This window comes from Clavibacter sp. AC415 (assembly GCF_979252985.1).
In genome coordinates, this window is sequence record NZ_CEEDAR010000015.1 from 24887 (window position 1) to 44085 (window position 19199).

Annotated in this window: 20 protein-coding genes and 3 pseudogenes; 14 read left to right on the forward strand and 9 right to left on the reverse strand. The window is 76.2% G+C overall.

The features are described from left to right. Positions 1-5: 5 nt before the first annotated feature. The 4 genes from ACZ411_RS06360 to ACZ411_RS06375 form a co-directional block, all read right to left on the reverse strand. Positions 6-2291 carry a septum formation family protein gene (locus ACZ411_RS06360; protein ID WP_464169334.1) on the reverse strand — a complete coding sequence of 762 codons (2286 nt, stop codon included), beginning with the start codon at positions 2289-2291 and terminating at the stop codon, positions 6-8. Beyond that, positions 2291-2845, reverse strand: a complete 555-nt coding sequence (gene pyrE / locus ACZ411_RS06365) for an orotate phosphoribosyltransferase (protein ID WP_464169336.1) — start codon at positions 2843-2845, stop codon at positions 2291-2293. Before pyrE ends, ACZ411_RS06360 begins: the two co-directional genes overlap by 1 nt. Before the next feature lie 66 nt (positions 2846-2911). Further along, positions 2912-3751, reverse strand: a complete 840-nt coding sequence (locus ACZ411_RS06370; protein ID WP_464169338.1) for an NAD(P)-dependent oxidoreductase — start codon at positions 3749-3751, stop codon at positions 2912-2914. 244 nt (positions 3752-3995) lie between these two features. Then, positions 3996-4457, reverse strand: coding sequence for an Asp23/Gls24 family envelope stress response protein (locus ACZ411_RS06375; protein ID WP_094114963.1), 462 nt, complete (start codon positions 4455-4457; stop codon positions 3996-3998). 132 nt (positions 4458-4589) lie between these two features. Between ACZ411_RS06375 and ACZ411_RS06380 the strand changes: the two are divergent. The 6 genes and pseudogenes from ACZ411_RS06380 (at position 4590) to ACZ411_RS06405 (ending at position 8939) form a co-directional block, all read left to right on the forward strand. Continuing rightward, a pseudogene (locus tag ACZ411_RS06380) lies at positions 4590-5145 on the forward strand (RNA polymerase sigma factor). Beyond that, entirely contained in the window at positions 5136-5885 is a 750-nt protein-coding gene (locus tag ACZ411_RS06385; RefSeq protein WP_464169341.1) for an Asp23/Gls24 family envelope stress response protein, read from the forward strand. Before ACZ411_RS06380 ends, ACZ411_RS06385 begins: the two are co-directional and overlap by 10 nt. Continuing rightward, positions 5882-6313, forward strand: coding sequence for a hypothetical protein (locus ACZ411_RS06390; protein WP_464169343.1), 432 nt, complete (start codon positions 5882-5884; stop codon positions 6311-6313). Before ACZ411_RS06385 ends, ACZ411_RS06390 begins: the two co-directional genes overlap by 4 nt. 74 nt (positions 6314-6387) lie before the next feature. Continuing rightward, entirely contained in the window at positions 6388-7224 is an 837-nt protein-coding gene (locus tag ACZ411_RS06395) for an exodeoxyribonuclease III (protein ID WP_104289654.1), read from the forward strand. 325 nt (positions 7225-7549) lie between these two features. Continuing rightward, a complete protein-coding gene (locus ACZ411_RS06400; protein WP_464169346.1) occupies positions 7550-7918 on the forward strand; it encodes a hypothetical protein in 369 nt (122 codons plus the stop codon). Positions 7919-8047: 129 nt separating this feature from the next. Beyond that, positions 8048-8939 (forward strand): annotated as a pseudogene (locus ACZ411_RS06405) (response regulator transcription factor). A gap of 165 nt (positions 8940-9104) precedes the next feature. On the opposite strand, the gene ACZ411_RS06410 reads toward ACZ411_RS06405, so the two are convergent. Both ACZ411_RS06410 and ACZ411_RS06415 read right to left on the reverse strand, forming a co-directional pair. Next, positions 9105-9782 (reverse strand): Hpt domain-containing protein, encoded by a 678-nt coding sequence (locus ACZ411_RS06410; protein ID WP_464169348.1) that lies wholly within the window; start codon positions 9780-9782, stop codon positions 9105-9107. 357 nt (positions 9783-10139) lie between these two features. Then, positions 10140-10907, reverse strand: coding sequence for a sensor histidine kinase (locus ACZ411_RS06415; RefSeq protein ID WP_464169350.1), 768 nt, complete (start codon positions 10905-10907; stop codon positions 10140-10142). Here ACZ411_RS06415 and ACZ411_RS06420 point away from each other — a divergent pair. Continuing rightward, positions 10906-11883 carry a hypothetical protein gene (locus tag ACZ411_RS06420; protein WP_464169352.1) on the forward strand — a complete coding sequence of 326 codons (978 nt, stop codon included), beginning with the start codon at positions 10906-10908 and terminating at the stop codon, positions 11881-11883. The genes ACZ411_RS06415 and ACZ411_RS06420 overlap by 2 nt on opposite strands. 101 nt (positions 11884-11984) lie before the next feature. Beyond that, positions 11985-12563 (forward strand): MOSC domain-containing protein, encoded by a 579-nt coding sequence (locus ACZ411_RS06425; protein WP_464169354.1) that lies wholly within the window; start codon positions 11985-11987, stop codon positions 12561-12563. 76 nt (positions 12564-12639) lie between these two features. Here ACZ411_RS06425 and ACZ411_RS06430 read toward each other — a convergent pair whose 3' ends face one another. Further along, positions 12640-13548 carry an SDR family oxidoreductase gene (locus tag ACZ411_RS06430; RefSeq protein WP_094114956.1) on the reverse strand — a complete coding sequence of 303 codons (909 nt, stop codon included), beginning with the start codon at positions 13546-13548 and terminating at the stop codon, positions 12640-12642. A 293-nt stretch (positions 13549-13841) separates the two neighbouring features. Here ACZ411_RS06430 and ACZ411_RS06435 point away from each other — a divergent pair, with 293 nt between their 5' ends. The 4 genes from ACZ411_RS06435 (at position 13842) to ACZ411_RS06450 (ending at position 17310) form a co-directional block, all read left to right on the forward strand. Beyond that, on the forward strand, positions 13842-15095 hold the full coding sequence (locus tag ACZ411_RS06435) for a WD40 repeat domain-containing protein (protein WP_464169357.1): 1254 nt from the start codon (positions 13842-13844) through the stop codon (positions 15093-15095). After that, the gene (locus tag ACZ411_RS06440) at positions 15092-15529 is read left to right on the forward strand and encodes an ASCH domain-containing protein (RefSeq protein WP_464169359.1); all 438 of its coding nucleotides are present in this window, start codon (positions 15092-15094) and stop codon (positions 15527-15529) included. Before ACZ411_RS06435 ends, ACZ411_RS06440 begins: the two co-directional genes overlap by 4 nt. Positions 15530-15720: 191 nt before the next feature. Then, positions 15721-16365 (forward strand): endo alpha-1,4 polygalactosaminidase, encoded by a 645-nt coding sequence (locus tag ACZ411_RS06445; RefSeq protein WP_464169361.1) that lies wholly within the window; start codon positions 15721-15723, stop codon positions 16363-16365. A 102-nt stretch (positions 16366-16467) separates the two neighbouring features. Then, positions 16468-17310, forward strand: a complete 843-nt coding sequence (locus ACZ411_RS06450; protein ID WP_464169363.1) for a hypothetical protein — start codon at positions 16468-16470, stop codon at positions 17308-17310. 247 nt (positions 17311-17557) lie between these two features. Here ACZ411_RS06450 and ACZ411_RS06455 read toward each other — a convergent pair whose 3' ends face one another. Both ACZ411_RS06455 and ACZ411_RS06460 read right to left on the reverse strand, forming a co-directional pair. Then, a complete protein-coding gene (locus ACZ411_RS06455; RefSeq protein WP_464169365.1) occupies positions 17558-17881 on the reverse strand; it encodes a GrpB family protein in 324 nt (107 codons plus the stop codon). 50 nt (positions 17882-17931) lie between these two features. Next, positions 17932-18159 (reverse strand): annotated as a pseudogene (locus ACZ411_RS06460) (GrpB family protein); the annotation flags it as partial. Positions 18160-18165: 6 nt separating this feature from the next. On the opposite strand from ACZ411_RS06460, the gene ACZ411_RS06465 reads away from it, so the two are divergent. Both ACZ411_RS06465 and ACZ411_RS06470 read left to right on the forward strand, forming a co-directional pair. Next, on the forward strand, positions 18166-18858 hold the full coding sequence (locus ACZ411_RS06465) for a DJ-1/PfpI family protein (protein WP_464169367.1): 693 nt from the start codon (positions 18166-18168) through the stop codon (positions 18856-18858). 153 nt (positions 18859-19011) lie between these two features. After that, on the forward strand, positions 19012-19170 hold the full coding sequence (locus ACZ411_RS06470) for a hypothetical protein (protein WP_172407153.1): 159 nt from the start codon (positions 19012-19014) through the stop codon (positions 19168-19170). Positions 19171-19199 lie beyond the last annotated feature (29 nt).

A 19199-nucleotide genomic window follows, 5' to 3' on the forward strand; every position in this document is an offset into this window, starting at 1 on the left:
GTCGATCACCGTGTCGGCGATGCACAGCTCGTCGGCGGAGTCGCGCACGGCGTCCTCGCCGGGGAACTCGGTCGCCCGTCTGAGGCAGGGCGACGCGGGCGACCATCTGCGCGTGGTGCTCGGATCCGCAGTCGACGACCGTGAACTCCTCCTCCCACGGCGTCGCGTACGGCTCGATGCACTCGCCGCCGAGCAGCGCCGTCCCACGCCTGGACCCCCGCGGCCGCCGGCCCCTGCACGGGATCCGTCGGCGTCGGGGTGGGGGTCGGCGTCGCCTCGGCGGTCTCGGTCGCGACGGGCTCCGCGTCCGGGGCGGCGGCCGATCCGAGGCGCTGGCCCAGGTAGAACAGGCCGATGAGGAGGAGGACGAGCAGGATCGCGCCGCCGACCCAGAGACCGGTGCGGCGGGGGCCGCGCGGACCGCGCGGCGGGGAGGCGGGCGGCGGGGTGGGCGCGACCGGGGTCGCCGGGCGGACCTCGTCACCGGCGGGCGGACGTGGCATGGACGATGCGGCGTATGGCGGCGGGACCGGCTCGGGGCGCGCGGCGGCGTCCGGACGGGGCGCGTCGACGGGGACAGCGGTCGTGGGGGCGTCGCGATCGGGGCGCGGGGCCGCGGTGGCGGCTGCCGATGCCGCGGCGGCGCCGGCGGCCGTGGCTGCCGTGGCTGCCGCTGCCGCTGCCGGCAGCACGCGCGTGCGGGCGTCATCGGCATGGTCGAGACGCTCGGCATCGGAGTCCGCGTCGCGGCCGGTGTCCGGCTCGCCGGCGGCGTCGCCGAAGAGGAGGGCGAGCGCGTCCACCGGCTCGTCGGTGCCAGCTTCGGCGCCGGTGTCGGCGTCGGGCTGGTCGATGCCCGGCGTCGTCCGGAGCGGGCGTCGGGTCCTCGGCGTCCGGAGCGGGCGTCGTGTCCTCGGCGTCGACGCGCGCCGGCGTCGGCTCCTCGAGGGCGGCGGGGTCGGCGACGACCGGACCCTCCTGCTCGTCGGCGTCGAGCCCGTGCGTCGCCGCGGCATCAGGGGCCTCGTCTCGGCGGCCCCCGTCGACGGTGGCCGATGCACGCGCGGCAAGCGCCTCCGGCTGGGGTGCGGTGATCGTCCCGACGGGCTCGTCCACCGGCTCGTCCATGGGCTCGGAGGGCTCGTCCGCATCGGCGACGAGGTCCGCGCCCGTCGGGGCGGCAGGGGCGGCGGCGGGAGGAGCGGCGGCGGAGGCGGGGCCGGGCGCCAGCGGAGCGGATCCGGAGGCCCACGCCATGGCGGCGGCGCGCGCCGCCGCGGCGGCCGGCGCGAGAGGGCAGGAGCCTCCTCCTCGTCGTCGTCGTCGTCGACCTCGTCGTCGTCCTGGTCCGCGTCTCGGGACCGGTCGGCGGCCTCGGAGGTGTCGTCGTCGGCGTCTGCGGCGCCGGGGGCCGCGTCGACGCTGCTGGGCGGCACCGCGGCGTCGTCGCCTGGCACCTGCTGGTCGGCGGGGTCGTCGACCACGTCCGCGTCCTCGTCGGCGGGGGCGTCACGGAGCGGCGTCAGCTCGACCGTGCCGTCGTCGTCCGCGTCATGGTCGCGGACGGCGGCCGGGACGGGCTCCTCGACGATCTCCGCGTCGACCACGAGCGCGTCGTCGGACGCGGCGGCCTCGGCCGCGTCGGGGTCCTCGTCGTCGAGCGGTCGCAGCACGATCTCGGCCGGCTCCTCGGCCGGCTCCGCATCCGCGTCGACCTCCCCGCTCAGGACCTCGACCGGCTCGCCGTCCTCGACGGACTCGACGGGCTCGCCGTCCTCGACGGGCTCGCCATCCTCGGGGGCCGGGGCGCCGTCGGCTCCGGGCTCGTCGGGGAGGTCGAGGCCGCCCGCGTCGAACGGGGCGTCCGCGATGTCGGGCTCAGGCGCGGGCGCATCCACGGGAACGTCGACGTCGTAGGCGCCGGAGGACGGATCCACCTGGTCGAGCGGGGCGATGCGGCCGTCGTCCTCAGCCGGGTCGAGCGGCACGATGCCGGCGAGGATGTCGCCGTCGGCGGTCGGCGGCAGGTCGGCGGGCGCGGGATCCACGCCCGCGTCCTGCGGATCGGGGTCGCGCGCGTCGTCGTCGGGAGAGCCGGCGTCAGCGCCGTCATCCGCTCCGTCGCGTCCCGCGGGCACCGGCTCGCGGTCCGCGGTCCGGCCCCATCCGATCGGGGCGAGCGGCTGGACCGGGCGCTCCCGGTCGGCGTCGGTGGCCGGCCGGACCGCGAACGGGTCGTCGTCGTCGCGGCCGTTCCCCGATCCGCCGCCGGGAGGCGCCTGCCCGGCCACTACGCGAGCCCCAGGTCCTCGAGGCCGATCGCGTACAGGTACCGGTGGCCGGCGGCCTCGATCACCTCGCGGGCGTCGGTGGAGCGGTCGACGACCACGGCGACCGCGGCGATCTCCGCGCCGACCTTCTCGAGCGCCTCGATGGCCTTGAGCGGCGATCCGCCGGTGGTCGAGGTGTCCTCGACGACGATGACGCGCTTCCCGGCGAGGTCCGGCCCCTCGACCTGGCGGCCGCGGCCGTGGTCCTTGGGCTCCTTGCGCACGACGAACGCGTCGTATCCGCGGCCGACCGCGGCGCCCTGGTGCAGGATCGCGGCGGCGATGGGATCCGCGCCCATGGTGAGACCGCCGACGGCCGCGACGTCGGGCACGTCGGCGATGAGGTCGAGCATGACCCGGCCGATGAGCGGCGCGACGCGGTGGTCGAGGCTCACGCGGCGGAGGTCGACGTAGTAGGTGGCCTTCTTGCCGCTCGTCAGGGTGAAGTCGCCGTGGAAGACGGCGTCCCTCGTGATGTGGTCGATGAGCTGCTGGCGGGCGTCGGTGGTCGTCACGGAGCCGATCCTACGGGCGGGTGCCCGCCCGGCCCGGAGCGACGGGCGGGCGGGGCGCCGACCGGATCAGCGGTCGGAGGACGTCGGCAGGCCGAAGACGGTGCCCACGGCGGCCACGTCGTCGCCGCCGTGCCCGGCCGCGGACGCCTCCGCGTACGTCTCGCGGAGCGCCTCGAGCAGGGCGGTGTCGAAGTCGTGCGCGTCGGCGCCGTCGAGCGCGGCGAGCATCAGCGTCACGTCCTTGAGGAGGCCGTCGAGCGCGAAGGAGGGCGCCAGCTCGCCGGCGAGCATGGCACCGCCCTTGAGGTGCGCGTACGGGGTGTCGGAGGCGCCGCCCGCGATCGCGTCGAGGAAGAGGCGCGGCTCGACGCCCAGCAGCCGGGCGAGGCCCAGCGACTGGCCGGTGGCGGCGGTGATGGAGGCGATCCAGGCGTTGCAGGCGAGCTTGAGCGCGGATCCGGCGCCCGGCTCCGACCCCGCGACGACCGTGCGCGAACCGGTCGCCTCGAGGACGGGCCGGGCGACGGCGAGGTCGGCCTCGGATCCGGAGACGAGGTGCACGAGGAGGCCCTGCTCGGCGGGGCCGCGCGTGCCGAGGACGGGGGCGTCCACGAGGCGGACGCCGTGCTCGGCGGCGAGCGCGGCGATCCGCCGGGTGCCCTCGACGCCGACGGTGCTGGACTGGAGGACGACGGCTCCGGCGGGGAGGGCCGGCGCGATCTCGGCGAGGACCTCGAGCACGGCGTCCGCGTCGAAGAGCATCACCACCACCACGTCCGCCTCGCGCACGGCGTCCGCCGCCCCGTCCGCGACGGTCGCGCCGTCCTCCGCGAGGGGCGCGGCCTTCTCGGCGCTGCGGTTCCACACCGTGAGCGGCAGCCCGGCGCGGAGGATCGAGCGGCTCATGCCGGACCCATGACGCCGGTGCCGAGGAGCGCCACGCGGGGCGATCCGTCGGTCGAGGGGGCGGATGCGGGCACGGCAGCGGTGTCGTCGGTCATCCCCCGACGGTACGCCCGCGGCATGGGAGATCCACGGACGCGACACGACGCCCGACAGCCCGCCCGCGGCATGGGAGGTCCACGGACGCGACGCGACGACGGGCCGCCGGTCTCGCGACCGGCGGCCCGTCGTCGCGGGGTGGAGCGGATCAGACGGCGGGCACCGCGGCCTCGTCGTCGGAGTCCTCGCCCGGCAGGACGATGTCGGCGACCGTGACGTCGACGCGCGCGACGGGACGCCCGACGAGCTCGCGGACGGCCTCGGAGATCGCGGCGCGCACCTCGGCGGCGACGTCCTGCAGGGGCACGCCGTACTCGGCGACGAGGGTCACCTGGAATGCCACGCCCGCCTCCTGCACGTCGACGGCGATGCCCTGCGTGAGGTCGGTCTGGCCGATGCGGTCGCGGAGCTGGCCGATGACGCGGGCCGCTCCGCCGCCGAGCGCGTGGACGCCGGGGATGTCGCGGACGGCGAGCCCGGCGACCTTCGCGATGACGCCGTCGGTGACCGTGGTGTCGCCCTCGGCGAGGACGGTGCCGGTCGCGATCCCCGTGGTCGCGGGGGCGACGCGGGTGACGTCGGCGGGAGTGCTGGTGTTCGTGTCGCTCATGCGGTTCCTCCTCGTGGGTGCCCGTCGGACGGGCGCTGCTGTGGTACTCATGGATGCGACGCAGGGCCGCGGCCGTTCGTCACGGACCGGTCCCGGATCCCCCGGTTCTCCCAGCGCACACGGAGGTACGGCATGGCCCTCTCCTCCTCGCTGCAGGACGCGGGCGACGGCATCCTCGCCGAGCGCGCCGCCGACGGGGACGCGCGGGCCTTCGAGGTGCTGGTGCGCCGGCACGCCCCCTACATGCGTGCGTTCGCGATCCGCCTGACGGGGTCGCGCGCCGATGCCGACGACGCCGTGCAGGAGGCGCTCATCACCGCGTGGGACCGCCTGCCGACCCTGGAGAAGCCCGACCGGGTGAAGAGCTGGCTCCTGCAGATCGTGAGCCGCAAGTCCATCGACCGGATCCGCGCCCGCAGGCCCGTGGACGACATCGACGACCACGAGATCGCCGACCGGCTCACGTCGCCCGAGCGCGACGCGGAGACGTCGTCCCAGATGCGCGCGCTGGCGGCTGTCCTGGATGCGCTGCCGGGCGAGCAGCGGGAGGTGTGGATGCTGGCGCGAGGTGGGAGGCTTCTCCTACGAGGAGATCGCGGAGCGCCTGGGCACGACGCCCTCGACCGTGCGCGGCCGGCTCTCCCGGGCACGCACCGCGGTGATGACGAGCATGGAGGCGTGGCGATGACAGGCACCGGACCGGGCGATCCCGGGGAGCGCCTGCCCGTGGGCCCCGTCGAGCCGGTGCAGCCGGGCGTGCCCCGCACGCCGCCCGCCGCCGCCCCCGCTCCCGCTCCCGCCGCATCGGCCGAGCCGGTGCTGCCGCCCGCCGATGCGGATCCCGCGCACGACGCCGAGGGCGCCCCCCTCGACATGGCCGCGCTCGCCGACTACCTCGACAGCGGCCGCTCCCCCCGCATCGCGGCGTACGAGGACGACCCCGAGGCCCGCAACGCCCTCCGCGCCCTCGAGCACATGCGCGACCTCGGCCGCGAGCTCGTGCAGGTCGAGGCCGACGAGGCCGACGCGCCCGGCGACGACTTCTTCCGCGGCGTGCTCTCCCACATCAGCCGGGAGTCCCGCGCCGGCCGTGACATCCCCCTCTCCCACCCCGACCCGTCGGTGAGCCTCGCGCTCACGGAGGGCGCCGTCCGCACCCTCGTCCGCCAGGCCGGCGACGAGGTCCCCGGCGTCCTCATCGGGCGCTGCACCCTCGACGGCGACGTCACCGTTGCCGGGGCGCCCGTCCGGGTCGCGCTCACCATGAGCGTCGTCTGGGGGGATCCGCTCCCCGAGCTCGCGCAGCGCGTGCGCGAGCGGGTGAACGCGGCGCTGCTGCGGCACACCGAGCTGCGCGTCGAGGGCATCGACGTGACCGTGGTCGACGTGCAGCCGCGCCCGGCGCCCGGCGGGGAGGCGGGACGATGAGCCTCGACGACGACGCGACCCCGACCCCGGCCGCCGAGCCCGCCCCGGTCGTCGCCGCGTCTCCCGGGCCGGTGCCGGTCCCGCTCCCCGCGCCGGGCGATCTGTCGCGCGACCTCACGGCCGCGCTCCGCGGCGTCGCGGGCGTCTCCGAGGTGTACGCCCCGCGCTCTCCCGTGCTGCTCGTGGCGCAGCACGTGGTCGAGGGCGCGATGGGCGGCGGATCCGACGTCGCCGAGCGTCTCGTCACCGTGGAGACCGGCGAGGGCACCGTGCTCGTGCAGGCGTCCATCGCGGTCGACGCGGACGCCCGCGCCAGCGACACCGCCCGCGCCGCCGTGGAGGCGATCCGCGCCCGGCTCGTCGAGGCCGTGGGCGCCGAGGCCGCCGCGGTCGCGACCGTGACCGTCCGCGTCGGCAGCATCGGCTGACGAGGGCGCACCGCAGCCCGACGCACGACCGTCCCGCGGACGGCTCCGCCGCCGGCTCCCGGTACCGTGGACGCATGCGCGTCGCCACCTGGAACGTCAACTCCATCCGCACCCGCGTGGGCCGCGTCGTCGACTGGCTCGGCCGCGAGGACGTCGACGTGCTGGCCATGCAGGAGATCAAGTGCAAGCCGGAGCAGTTCCCGACGGCGGCGTTCGAGGAGGCCGGCTACGAGGTCGCCGTCCACGGGCTGAGCCAGTGGAACGGCGTCGCGATCGCGAGCCGCCTGCCTCTGGAGGACGTGACCACGACGTTCGAGGGCATGCCGCGCTTCGGCAAGCCCGACGCGTCCGGCCTCCCGCCGCTCGAGGCCCGTGCCATGGGCGCGACCGTCGAGGGCGTGCGGCTCTGGAGCCTCTACGTGCCGAACGGCCGCTCCCTGGACGACCCGCACTACTCGTACAAGCTGGAGTGGCTCGCCGCGCTCGCCGCCGACACGCGCGCCTGGCTCGCGGCGGATCCCGACACCCCGCTCGCGCTCATGGGCGACTGGAACGTGGCGCCGCTCGACACCGACGTCTGGGACCCGCGGCTGTTCGAGGGGAAGACGCACACCTCGCAGCCGGAGCGCGACGCGTTCGCCGCATTCCTCGAGGCCGGACTCGCCGACGTCGTGCGTCCCTCCATCCCCGAGGGGTACACCTACTGGGACTACCAGCAGCTGCGGTTCCCGCGGGACGAGGGCATGCGGATCGACTTCATCCTCGGGTCCGACCGGTTCCAGGAGCTCGTGAGCGCGCCGCGGATCCACCGCGACGAGCGCAAGGGCGACGGCCCGAGCGACCACGTTCCCGTGGCCGTGGACCTCGACGTGGAGACCGAGCTCGACGACGACCGGCCCATGATCTTCTGATCCCGCGGCCGATGTCCGGCCTCACGGGACGCGCCCCGTAGTCTCGAGCCGTGACCCCCGACGACGACGCGACCCCGCAGCGCGGCCGCCGTGCCGCCCGGGGACGCCGCTCCGCCGCCCCCGCGTCCCGCACGCGGCGCCTGCCGGAGCTCCCCCGGGTCGCCCTCCGTCCCTCCCCCGGCGTCGCGCGCGCGACCGAGTCGGCGACGGGGTCGACGGCCACGACGACGCCGGCCGCCGCGCGGATCGGGCCGACCGCGACGACCGCGCCCGGGATCTCGCCGACCGCGCCGACCGCGCGGAGGACCCCGCCGGGCCCGACTGGGTGCCCCGATGGGTCCGACGGCTCGACCGCCGCGTCCTCGTCACCACGCTCGTCGGGATGCTCGTCGCCGCGGTCGTCGGCGGGTCGATCGCCGCGCTCGGCCTCGGGCTGATCTTCGTCACCGACGCCTGCGACGTGGACGCCTACGTCTGCGACGACTCGCTCTTCACCGTGGGCTACGCCCTCTCCGTCGCGGGACCGCTGACGCCGACGGGCATCGCCCTGATCGTGGCCCTCGTCGGGCTGCTGCGCGGGCGCACCCGGCCCTGGCTGGTGCTCGTCATCGGCGTGGGCGCGTCGCTGGCGGCGTACGTCCTCGGCGCCGTGCTCGTGCTCGTCGCCGTGCCCGGCTCCTCCCCCCTGACCTGAACCCGGGCGTCCGCCCCGCCCCCGTCCGGCGCGGCGGCACGACCCCGTGGTTCCGCTAGCGTGGGATCTCCGGCGCGCCTGTCGCGGATCCGGGGGACGGCCGCGCGTGCGGCATGCGAGGGGGCGGTTGTGGACAGCGGACGTGTGGCTCTGGTCATCGAGGACGACGGCGACATCCGCCAGCTCCTCGAGGTCGTCCTGCGCCAGGGCGGCTTCGCCGTGCACTCCGCGGGCACCGCGACGGAGGGCGTGCGGCTCGCGGAGGAGGTCGCGCCCGACGTCATCACGCTCGACGTGGGCCTGCCGGACTTCGACGGCTTCGAGGCCGCGCGCCGCATCCGGCTGGTGAGCGACGCCTACATCGTGATGCTCACCGCGCAGGGCGAGGAGGTCGACACCCTGCTCGGCCTCGAGGCCGGCGCCGACGACTACATCGTGAAGCCCTTCCGCCCGCGCGAGCTCCGCGCGCGCATCTCCGCCATGATGCGGCGGCCGCGCGGCGGCGGCGAGGCCCCGGCAGCCGCTCCCGCCGGCGGCACCGCGGTGCCGGCTTCGGCACCGGCACCGGCGTCCGACGCCCGCGCGAGAGCGCCCCCGCACCCGAGGCGGAGGAGGCCGTGCAGCCCGCCGCCTTCGCCACCACGACCATGGTGTCGCCCGCCCTGCCCACGGAGACCGCGCCGAGGACGACGCCGACGTCCTCCGCCACAACGGCCTGGAGCTCGACGAGGGCACCCGGCAGGTCACGGTCGACGGCGAGCCCGTGGACCTCACGCGCACCGAGTTCGACCTGCTGGCGTCGATCCTCGCGAGCGGCGGACGCGTGCGCACCAAGGGCGACCTCGTGCGCGACATACGCAGCGGCTCGTACGCCGTCGCCTCCTCCACCGAGCCCGAGGAGCGCGCCGTCGAGGTGCACCTCGGCAACCTGCGGCGGAAGCTGCACGACGACCCGCGCCAGGCGCGGTGGATCCAGACGGTCCGCGGCGTGGGCTACCGGCTCGCGCCGGCGCGCGACTAGCGCGCGACACGGAGCGCGGGCTGCCGCGGGGCCGGGCGGTCCCGCGGCAGCTGCGCCGTGGATCGGGGTCCCTTCGGTGGGATCCCGCTCCCGTTATCCGTCCGGCCTGTCGTGGGGGCCGGGCGGGCGTGCGCGTCGCCCGTCGGGTCGGTCGCGCGCACGGGCCTAGTCGGGCGGGTGCCCCGCCTCCGCACGCAGCCAGGAGCGCATCGCGTCCATGCTGCGCTCGCCCACCTCGGCGAGCTCGGCGAGGAGAGCTCGGGATCCGGCCTGGTCGGCCGCGCGGATGGCGCGCTCGAGAAGCCCGGCCAGCCCGCTGAGGCGGAGGGCGCCCACCATCGCGGCGGAGCTCTTCACGCTCAGGCACGCGTCGAGCGCGGCCTGGCGGTCGCCGGAGCGCACCGCGCCGTCGAGCCGCTCCCACCGGCTCGGCCAGAGGTCGACGAAGAGGCGGAGGAAGTCGACGCAGGCGTGCTGCCCGTCGGTGAGCGCCGCCGGGCGGCCGGCCTCGGCGCGGGGAGCGGGCGGGGCGCCGACCGGACGGGGGGATCCGGCCGGCGCCTGCCCACGACCGGGTGCGGGGGCACCAGGGGTCGCGAGGCGGTCGTCCGGACGGGGGGATCCGGACGACGGGGTCCCGCGGCGCGGCTCGGGGTGGCCGCGCGGCGGGGGTCGCGCCCTCCGGTGCGGGAACACCGGGGGGCGGAGCGGGGGCGTCCGTCGCGGGGACGACGGACAGGCGGACGGGGCGGGCTCGTCCGACAGCTCGACCAGCAGCTGCTCCAGGACGCGGACGTCGAGGAGCGGGGGGATCTGCGGGGCGCGCGCGGCCTGGGCGTTCATGCCCGGCCGCCGACGAGACGATCGGAAGGACCGGGGGAGGCTGCCGTCGGGTACCGGCCGCGCATCCGTGGACCCGGTACCGGCACCCGGTGCGCGCGGCTCGGGTGCCGCTCGCGGGGTGGTCGTGGGGGGTCATCCGGTCCTTCGATCGCTCGTGTCGGACGGGGATCTCCCCGTCACGGAGTGAGCCTGCCAGCGCCGGATGCCGGATCCGATCAAGGTGCTCGCAAGATCGGCTCAAGACCTCCGCGGCGTGGTCGCGCGGCGGCGCGGACCGGTGGGACCGGGACCGTGCGGACGGCCCGGACGGCAGGGGCGGGGCTGGTCGGACGGCGCAGCCGGCGCGGACGGCAGGGGTCAGCCGAAGCGCGGAGCCGGTGCGTCCGGGGGCTCCGGGGCGTCCGGGACGACGCGCAGCGGCAGCCGCACGCGCATCGTGGTGCCGACGCCGACGGCGCTCTCCACCTCGATGGTGCCGTCGTGCGCGTCCACGATCGAGCGGGTGATGCTGAGCCCGAGCCCGACGCCCGCGACGGTGCTCGCGCGGGCCGAGCTGGTGCGGAAGAAGCGCGTGAAGAGCTGCGCCGTGTCCTCCGCGGACATGCCGACGCCGTCGTCGGAGACGCAGAGCCGGAGGTGCTCCCCGTCCACCTCGATCTCGGTGCTGACGGTGCCGCCCTCGGGCGTGTACTTCACCGCGTTGCTGAGGAGGTTGTCGAGGACCTGGCCGATCCGCACCGCGTCCACCTCCGCGACGAGCTCCTGGTAGTCCGGCTCGACCAGCGCGACGCCGTTCGCCTGCGCGTGCGGTCGGATGACGTCGAGGGCGTTCTCGACGATCTCGCCCACGTCGACGAGGTTGCGGTTGACCGCGAGGCGGTGCTGCGCCGCCGTGAGCAGGTCGCCGATGAGGCCGAGGAGGCGCTGGGCGTTCCGCTCCACGATCGCGAGGCGGGCGGCGGTGATGCGGTCGTCGACGTCGTCCTCGACGAGGTCGTCGGCGATGAGCTCCACGTACCCGAGGATCGACGTGAGCGGCGTCTTCAGCTCGTGCGAGACGCTCGCGACGAAGTCCTCCCGCTCGGAGACCGCGAGCGCGAGCGCCGTCACGTCCGTGCTGACCATGACGGCGCCGAAGGGGCGGCCGTCGGGGTCCGACGAGCGGGGAGAGGGAGGCGAGCACGGCCTTCTGGGCCCCGCCGTCGCCGATCCAGTAGACCTCGCGGGCGACGACCTCGCCGGCGCGGGCCCGGGCCCGGGCCACGAGCTGCCGCTCGGGCGGGACGACCGTGGTGCGGTCCTCCTCGTAGACGAACCGGCCGAGGCTCGGGTCCTCCCGGTCGATCGGGACGGCCAGCGCCATGAGCTCGCGGGCCGCGCGATTGCGCTGCGTGATGCGGCCCTCCGCGTCGAGGACGACCACGGTGTCGTCGATCACCTCGAGCACCCCGTCGATGACCGAGTTGCGCTCCCGCAGGTCGACGAGCGTGCCCGTGAGCGCCGCCTGCATCTCCTCCAGGCGGGCGTGCTGGCGGAACAGCTGCTGGGCGAGGAGGTTCACGGCCACGGCGACGAGGAGCATCACGACGGGCAGCACCACGATGTGCGACCAGCCGGTCGTGCCCTCCGGGAGCTCGCCCGAGCGGATGATCGGCAGCGCGAGCACCGCGGCCGTGCCGAAGGCGCCCAGCCACAGCACGTGCAGCGCGAACGCGTAGGCGAGCCAGATGACGGGGAAGACGATGAGGAACGCCGTCGAGGGGACCTCGCCGCCGATCGCGGCGTTGCAGAGCGCGAGGGCCGCGAAGTCGAGCATGGGCAGGACGGCCACCCACTCGGACCCGATCCTGTCCCAGGGCAGGACGGCCGCGACGATGGTCACGAGCGCGGCGACGATCGTGCCGGCCACGAAGCCGGGGGCCGCGACGGCGGCGAGGTCGCCCGCGCCCGCGACGACGCCGACCACGACGAGGCTGAGGATGAAGGGCAGCTGCGCGTGCAGCGGCTTCGAGAACGTCATGCTGCGCAGCGCCGCCTGTGCGCGCGCCAACGGGCCGCGCCGCACGACGGTGGGAGCCTGCTCGCCCACGTGACCCCCTGATGCGGTCGTCCCCGTGCCGCTCGTCGATACTAACCGCGCGTGGACGATCCGCCCGCGGCGGGCGTACCCCGTGATATGGGGCATCCGCGTACGATTCCCTGATGAGCGCCCTCCCGCACGAGCACCGCGTGGAGATCGCGCACCTCGTCGTGTCCCCCGTGCACCGCCTCGAGGGGCGCCCGGCCGATGGGCCCCGGGACGAGCCGGGCGAGCCGCCCTCGCGCCGGTCCGTGCGGATCCGCGCCGGGCTCGGCATCGTCGGCGACCGCTACTTCGGGCAGCGGGCGCACCGCACGGCGGCCGTCACCGTGATGGCGGTCGAGTCGGTGGAGCGCGTCGCCCGCGAGCTCGGCGTCGAGGCGGGCCTGGATCCCGTCGACACCCGCCGCAACGTCCTCCTCCGCGGGGTGGACGCCGACCGGCTGCGGGGCATGCGCTTCAGCCTCGACTCGGGCGACGGGCCGGTGGAGTTCCAGGGACACCGGCCGGCGAACCCGTGCGCGTGGATGGACGTGATGCTCGCGCCCGGGGCGTTCCGCGCGCTCCGCGGACGCGGCGGGGTGCGCTGCGAGCCGCTCGGCGACGGGATCCTCACGGTCGGCCCGGCCGTGCTCCGCACCGAGCGTCCGCTCGAGGACCCGCACCCGGACGCCGACGCGGGCGCGGCGCGCCTGTTCTGACGCACCCGCCCGCGCCGGCCGGCGCGACCGCGGCCGACGCGTCCGCAGACGCCGCGACCGCGACCGGCGCGACCGCTCAGTGGACGGGCGTGCCGCCCGTGACCGCGATGGTCTCGCCGCTCGTGAAGCTCGACTCCTGGCTGGCGAGGAACACGTACGTCGCCGCGATCTCCGCCGGCTGGCCGGGGCGTCCGTAGACCGACTGGGACCCGAACTCCTCGACGTCCTCCGCGGACTGGCCGACGGGCTGCAGCACGGTCCAGAACGGGCCGGGCGCGACGGAGTTGACGCGGATCCCCTTCGGCGCGAGCTGCTGCGCGAGCCCCTGCGTGAAGTTGCGGATCGCACCCTTGGAGACCGCGTAGTCGATCTTGTCCGCACTCGGCTGGTAGGCCTGCGACGAGCTGGTCGTGATGATGCTCCCGCCCTTCGGCAGGTGCGGCAGCACGGCCTTGCTCAGCCAGAACAGCGAGTAGACGTTGGTCTTCAGCGTGCGGTCGAGCTGCGCGGTCTCGAGGTCGAGGATGTCGTCCTCGTTGCGCTGGTAGCCGGCCACCATCACGAGGCAGTCGAGGCCGCCGAGGCCCTCGACCGCAGCCTGGACGAGGTCCTGGCAGGTGGTCTCGTCGGAGATGTCGCCGGGCACGAGCACGGCCTTCCGGCCGTCCGCCTCGATCGTGGACGCGGTGTCGCGCGCGTCCTCGAGCTCCTCGTCGAGGAAGTTCAGGGCGATGTCGGCGCCCTCGCGCGCGAACGCGATCGCGACGGCCTTGCCGATGCCGGAGTCGGCGCCCGTGATGAGCACCTTGCGGCCCGCCAGCCGGCCGAAGCCGACGTAGCTGTCCTGGCCGTGGTCGGGCGTCGGCTCGAAGCGCTGCTCGTCGCCCGCGCCGGTCTGCTCCTGCTGGGGGAACGGCGGGGAGGGGTACTGCGTGATCGGGTCCTGGATCTCGTACTGGTTGCCGCCGTTGCGGATCTCGCTCATGGTCGCGCCTTCCTGGAGGGGATCGGGGGTCGCCTTCCACCCTGGCCCGGACGGCCGCGGGCGTCCGGGGGCCCCGGGAGGGGGTTGACGGGTCGCGGCCCGCGCGGCAGTCGGGCGCCGAGGATCCGGAGGCGCCCCTCGGCGTGGCCGTCGCGTGTCCGATGCATCCGTGACGGCGCCGGGATCGCCCCGGTTCGCGGCCCCCGCGTGCATCACGACGCCGGGATCCACGCGTCCGTGGCCATCGGGTGAACGGCCGGTGGCATCGGCGGACCCGGCCGTAGCCTCGGGGCATGGCAGGCATCCCCGCCGGCAGACGCCCCGCTCCCGGCCCTCGGAGGGACCTGGTCGGCGGCGTCGCGCTCCCGCTGGTGACCGCGCTCGCGACCGCCGCCCTGCTCGCCCCGCTGACCGAGGCGCCCGCGGCGCCGGCCGGTGCGGTCGGGTTCCCCGAGCGGATCGCGTCGTACTCGTGGTGGACGCCGCATCTCGCGCCGGCGCAGATCGAGGCCGCGACGATGCTCTACCAGAACGGCTTCGGCGTCGAGCTCGGCGACATCCCGCAGTCGGTCGTGCTGGGCGCCGACGGGACGACCTACCGCCGCCTCGCCGCGGCCGAAGACCGCGGCATCCCCGCGGACCAGGGCGATCCCGCGCAGTCGCTCCTCTCGGCGGACGGCACGTTCGTCGTCGTCGGCGGGCAGGGCAGGGACGGCAGCGTCGACGTCGTCGACCTGGGCGGCCTCGACACCCGGAGCGTGGCGGTGGGCGACGGGCGCAGCGCCGTCCCCCTCAGCATCGACGCGTCCGGACGGCGGGTGCTGCTGCTGACGAGCGGCGAGGAGCTCAGCCGGTACGCGGATCCCGCACTCGAGCTGCGCGGGGAGCTCGCCCTCCTCGACCTCGCGACGTCCCGCCTCACCCCGTACGAGCTTCCCGGGCCTGCCGTCTCCGCCGCCATCTCGCCCGACGGGTCGCTCGTCGCGGTCGACACCGAGGACGCCATGGTGGTCCTCGACGCCGAGGACGGCCGCATCCGCCACGAGCGGGAGCGGCTGGCCAGCCGGCTCGGGGACGACGCCTGGTCGCCGTCGGGCACGTCGATCGCCGTGGTCGGGCAGGAGCGCGCGCTGCAGGTCGTCTCCGTGTCCGACGCCGCGGTCGGCGCGCGCGAGGTCGCGCTCGACGGCTCCTACTCGTCCGTCGTCGGCTGGGGCGACGACGAGCACGTCCTCGTGCACTCGACCCAGGACGATGAGGACGACTACTCCCGCATCGACGTCGTCGACGTGCGTCCCGGCGCCGAGGAGCCGGTCTCGCGGACCGTCGCCTCCTACGCGCAGGACCCGCTCACCGGGGCGGCCCTGGGTGCCGTGGACCTCGCCCGCGATCTCGCGGGCGAGTGGGCGACGAGCGGCCCGGTGGGCGCAGCGCCGCTCGCGCCGCTCCAGGTGGCGCTGCTGGCGGGGATCGCGGCGCTCGTGGTCCGCCTTCTGGCACGGCGCCCCCGACCCGCGGGTCGTGGCGCTCCTACGATCGGACCATGACGACGACGCCCGACCCCGCGCTCCCGCTCGTCGAGTACGCCTTCCCGGGGCCGCTGCGCGACCGGCTCGTGGCAGCGATCGCGTCGGGCGCGAAGACCTCGACGAGCTCCCTGCTGGTCCAGTACGCGGCCGACGAGGAGGAGCTCCCCGTCGTCGGATCCCGCGGCACGGTGATCGACTCCTACGGACGCCCCGTGCTCGTGGTCGAGACGACGGACGTGGCGATCGCGCGACTCGCCGACGTGCCGCTCGCCCACGCCGTCGACGAGGGCGAGGGCTTCACGACCGTGGCCGAGTGGCGCGCCGGGCACGAGGCGTTCTGGACCTCGGCCGAGGTCGTGGCCGAGCTGCCCGACGGGTTCGCGCTCGACGACGGCACCGAGGTGGTGCTGGAGCGCTTCCGCGTGGTGGGGCGGTCCGGCGCCGGCGCCTAGGGTCGCATCATGCACCGCCGTCCGAGCGCCCTCCTGACGGCTGCGGCCGTGGCCGTCGCCCTGGCGGGCTGCTCGTCCGCGGGCACGGCCGCCGACGTGGCCCTGCCGGCCGGCGCCGCCCTGCCCCCGTCGACGCCGGGTTCGACTACCAGCTCGGCGGCTCCTCCCCCGTCCCCGAGGGCGCGGGGATCGTGGTCCGGGACAGCTCTGACGAGCCGGCCGGCGGCGCGTACGGCATCTGCTACGTCAACGCCTTCCAGACCCAGCCGGGCGCCACCTGGCCCGACGACCTGCTGGTGCAGGGCGACGAGGGGCCGCTCGTCGATCCCGGCTGGCCCGACGAGCACCTCCTCGACGCCTCGACCCCCGCGAAGCGCGCCGCCGTCGCGGCCCGGCAGGCGACGACGATCGACCGGTGCGCCGACGCCGGCTACCGGGCGGTGGAGCTCGACAACCTCGACTCGTGGACGCGCTCCGCGGGCGCCCTCGACGCCGACGACGCGCTCGCCCTCGCCGCCCTCCTCGTGGACCACGCGCACGACCGCGGCCTCGCGGTCGCGCAGAAGAACGCCGCGGACCTCGGGACGCGGGGCCGGGACGAGGCCGGCTTCGACCTCGCGATCGCCGAGGAGTGCGACCGCTGGGACGAGTGCACAGCGCTCACGGACGTCTACGGGCCGCACGTGCTCGACGTCGAGTACGTGGACGACCTGCGCGACACCACCGAGGGGGCGTGCGCGCGGATCCGGTCGCTGGATCCCGCGCCCCGGGGCGTCGTGCGCGACCGCGGCCTCGTGCCCGCGGGCGAGGACGGGTACGCCCGCGCCGCCTGCTGAGCGGAGCGGGCCGTCCTCCTTCCTGGCGTCCTGGCGTCCTGGCGTCGCGGCGTCGCGGCGTCGCGGCGTCGCGGCGACCGGCCCGGCGTGACACCATGCGGCATGGACGACGACCGGCGCGCCGAGATCGCCGAGCTGCGGCGCCGCGTGTTCGGGCCGGGCCGCGACACCGTGGACTCGGCCGCGCTCGAGCGCCTGCGCGAGCTGGAGGGACAGGTCGCGAGCGATGCTCCCGGACGCACGGCGGAGCCCGATCCGGGATCGGCGGCATCGCCCGGAGATGGCACGCCCGCCTCCGGCTCGGTAGCCGGCGGGCCCGCCGCGCACGACTCGCACGACCCGTCCCCCGCGCCCGATGCGACTCCCGTACCCGACTCGGCGACCCGGTCGGACGAGCACCGCCCGCTCCGCCGCCGTCGCACCGGCACCCGCCGTCGCACCCGCACCCGCTGGGGCATCGCGCTCCCCTGGGCCGCCTCCCTGGTCGTGGTCGCGGTGCTCGCGGCGGGGATCACGGCCTGGGCCCTCGACGACGACCGCGCCACGGTCGCCGTGCTCGACCTCGAGCTGCTCCCGGAGCCCGACAACGCGACCTACCTCTCGGTCGACACCGGCTCGGTGATCCCCGGCACGGCCGTCGCGGGCTTCCACGGGCTGACGGTGGCCCGCGTGCCGGTGGACCCCGGCGACGCCGCCGATCCGGCCGCCTGGACGGTCCCCGCGCCCGCCGAGCCGAACGCTGCGTGCCTCACCGTCGGGGCATCCGCCCCGGACGGCTCCGTCGACGGCCCCTCGGAGTGCGGGGCCGGATCCGTCGCCGCGCGCGTCGCGGTCGTGGTCGCGGACGATGCGTCCGAGGAGCTGCGAGCCGCGTACCCGGTGGGAACCACGCTCCTGTTCGAGGACGAGGGCGGCCCCGTCCGCGTCCGGGTCGCCGCCCACTGACGCCCCCTCCCCGGTGGCGCCGGCGATCCCCGGACATGCGATCCCGGCGCCGACGCCCAGCCGGATCCGCTACGGTGATGCCCGTTCGGGGAGCGCGCCTATCGGGGCGCCTCGTCTGGTTCGATTTCCGGAGCTCTCCACCACCGCCGTCCCCGCGGCCTCATGCCCGCCTGTCGGGAGCCCGTCGCCGCCGCGGGTGAACCCCGCCTGCCGCCAGCGCGTCCCCGTCAGCCGGTCGCCGCGCACCTCACTTGTCCCACACGCGGACGGGCCGGAGGCCGCGGTCGGCGCGCTCGGCGTTCACGATCTCCTCCACGAGCGCCTGCTTCCCGGCGGTGTAGGCGCGACCGTCGGCCGCCGTCGCCGCGAGCTCCGCCTTGCGCGCGTCGTAGCGGCGGCGTGCGTCGGCATCGCGCAGCAGCCGGTCGCGGAACAGGCGCTGCGGGCAGGTCTCCCAGGCGTCGGCGGCGAACACGTGGAGGATGTGCGTCCGCACGCCGTCCGCCGACCGGACGTGCACGTCGTGGTTCCTCGGGCCGGTCCGGTGCCGCGAGTACCCGAGGAGGCGCAACGGCGCGTCGAGCCCCGCGGGTCGAGGCCGGGCGCCGCCCGCGCGGCGAGGTCGAGGACCGGCTTGGCGCGGAGTCCCGGCACGGCCGTGCTGCCGATGTGCTCGACGGCGGTGAGGGATGCTCCTGCCGCAAGCAGGACGCGGGCCGCCTCGACACGGAACGCCGCAGCCCATTCCGGGCGGTGCTCCTCGAGGCGGATCATCGGCGCCACCCTACCCAGCGGGGCGCGGCGGTCGGCGCGCGGCCGCGACGGATCGGGCCGCGCGTCCGGCACCATCGGATCATGACCGCCGCGCTCCGCATCGTCGCCCTCGTCTTCCCGCACGTGACCCAGCTCGACCTCACCGGTCCGCTGCAGGTGCTCTCGCGGCTGCCCGGGGCCGTGGTGGACGTCGCCTGGCACCGCATCGAGCCCGTGCCGACGGACAGCGGGTTCTCCCTCCTGCCCACGACGACGCTCGCGGACGCCCCGCCGGCCGACGTGCTGCTCGTGCCGGGCGGACGCGGCGCCTTCGAGGCGATGGAGGATCCCGAGGTCGTCGCGTTCGTCGCGCGGCAGGCGGCCGCGGCGCGCCACGTGCTCGGCGTGTGCACGGGGGCGTTCGTCCTCGGGGCCGCCGGGCTCCTCCGCGGGCGCCGTGCGACGACCCACTGGGCCTCGCATCCGCTGCTGGAGCTGCTGGGAGCGACACCCGTGGCGGAGCGCGTCGTGCGCGACGGGACCCTGATCACGGGCGGCGGGGTGACGAGCGGCATCGACGCGGCGCTCGTGCTGGCCGCGGAGCTCGCGGGCGACGCCGAGGCCCGGTCGATCCAGCTGACGCTCGAGTACGACCCGCAGCCGCCCTTCGACGCCGGCCACCCGTCCCGGCCCGGCGCCGACCCGGAGCAGGTGGAGCGCGCGATGGCCGATGCTCGGCGCGACCGCGGCCCGATCGTGGAGCGCGCGGCGAGGCGCCGGGGTGACATCGGCTGAGCGCCCCGCCGGCGCGGCGGACGACGGCGCGGCAGGCGACGGCCGCCTGGCCGTTCACCGCCGGATCCGCCCGGGCGCGGTCGTCCGGGCACGGACCTGGCAGGGTCGAGGAGCGGGGATCCACCGGTCCGCGCAGATCCCCCGAGGAGCACCATGCCGCTGATCCGCTTCCTGTTCGTCGCCGTCCCCGTCATCCGCCGCTTCCTGCGCAGCCGCCAGGGCAAGGCCGCCATGGCCAAGGGCAAGGCGCAGCTCGCCAAGCGCTCGCAGAAGCGCGCCGCCCAGCGCGCCGCGGCGACCCGCCGCCGCTAGCCCACGCGGCTCCCGTCCGGTCCCGGACG

Coding starts and splice junctions, on each gene's coding strand:
- ACZ411_RS06370 (WP_464169338.1), bottom strand. CDS start 3,751: ATGAGCCGCTCGATCCTCCGCGCCGGGCTGCCGCTCACGGTGTGGAAC.
- ACZ411_RS06375 (WP_094114963.1), bottom strand. CDS start 4,457: ATGAGCGACACGAACACCAGCACTCCCGCCGACGTCACCCGCGTCGCC.
- ACZ411_RS06390 (WP_464169343.1), top strand. CDS start 5,882: ATGAGCCTCGACGACGACGCGACCCCGACCCCGGCCGCCGAGCCCGCC.
- ACZ411_RS06395 (WP_104289654.1), top strand. CDS start 6,388: ATGCGCGTCGCCACCTGGAACGTCAACTCCATCCGCACCCGCGTGGGC.
- ACZ411_RS06410 (WP_464169348.1), bottom strand. CDS start 9,782: ATGAACGCCCAGGCCGCGCGCGCCCCGCAGATCCCCCCGCTCCTCGAC.
- ACZ411_RS06420 (WP_464169352.1), top strand. CDS start 10,906: ATGACGGCGCCGAAGGGGCGGCCGTCGGGGTCCGACGAGCGGGGAGAG.
- ACZ411_RS06415 (WP_464169350.1), bottom strand. CDS start 10,907: ATGGTCAGCACGGACGTGACGGCGCTCGCGCTCGCGGTCTCCGAGCGG.
- ACZ411_RS06425 (WP_464169354.1), top strand. CDS start 11,985: ATGAGCGCCCTCCCGCACGAGCACCGCGTGGAGATCGCGCACCTCGTC.
- ACZ411_RS06430 (WP_094114956.1), bottom strand. CDS start 13,548: ATGAGCGAGATCCGCAACGGCGGCAACCAGTACGAGATCCAGGACCCG.
- ACZ411_RS06435 (WP_464169357.1), top strand. CDS start 13,842: ATGGCAGGCATCCCCGCCGGCAGACGCCCCGCTCCCGGCCCTCGGAGG.
- ACZ411_RS06440 (WP_464169359.1), top strand. CDS start 15,092: ATGACGACGACGCCCGACCCCGCGCTCCCGCTCGTCGAGTACGCCTTC.
- ACZ411_RS06450 (WP_464169363.1), top strand. CDS start 16,468: ATGGACGACGACCGGCGCGCCGAGATCGCCGAGCTGCGGCGCCGCGTG.
- ACZ411_RS06465 (WP_464169367.1), top strand. CDS start 18,166: ATGACCGCCGCGCTCCGCATCGTCGCCCTCGTCTTCCCGCACGTGACC.
- ACZ411_RS06470 (WP_172407153.1), top strand. CDS start 19,012: ATGCCGCTGATCCGCTTCCTGTTCGTCGCCGTCCCCGTCATCCGCCGC.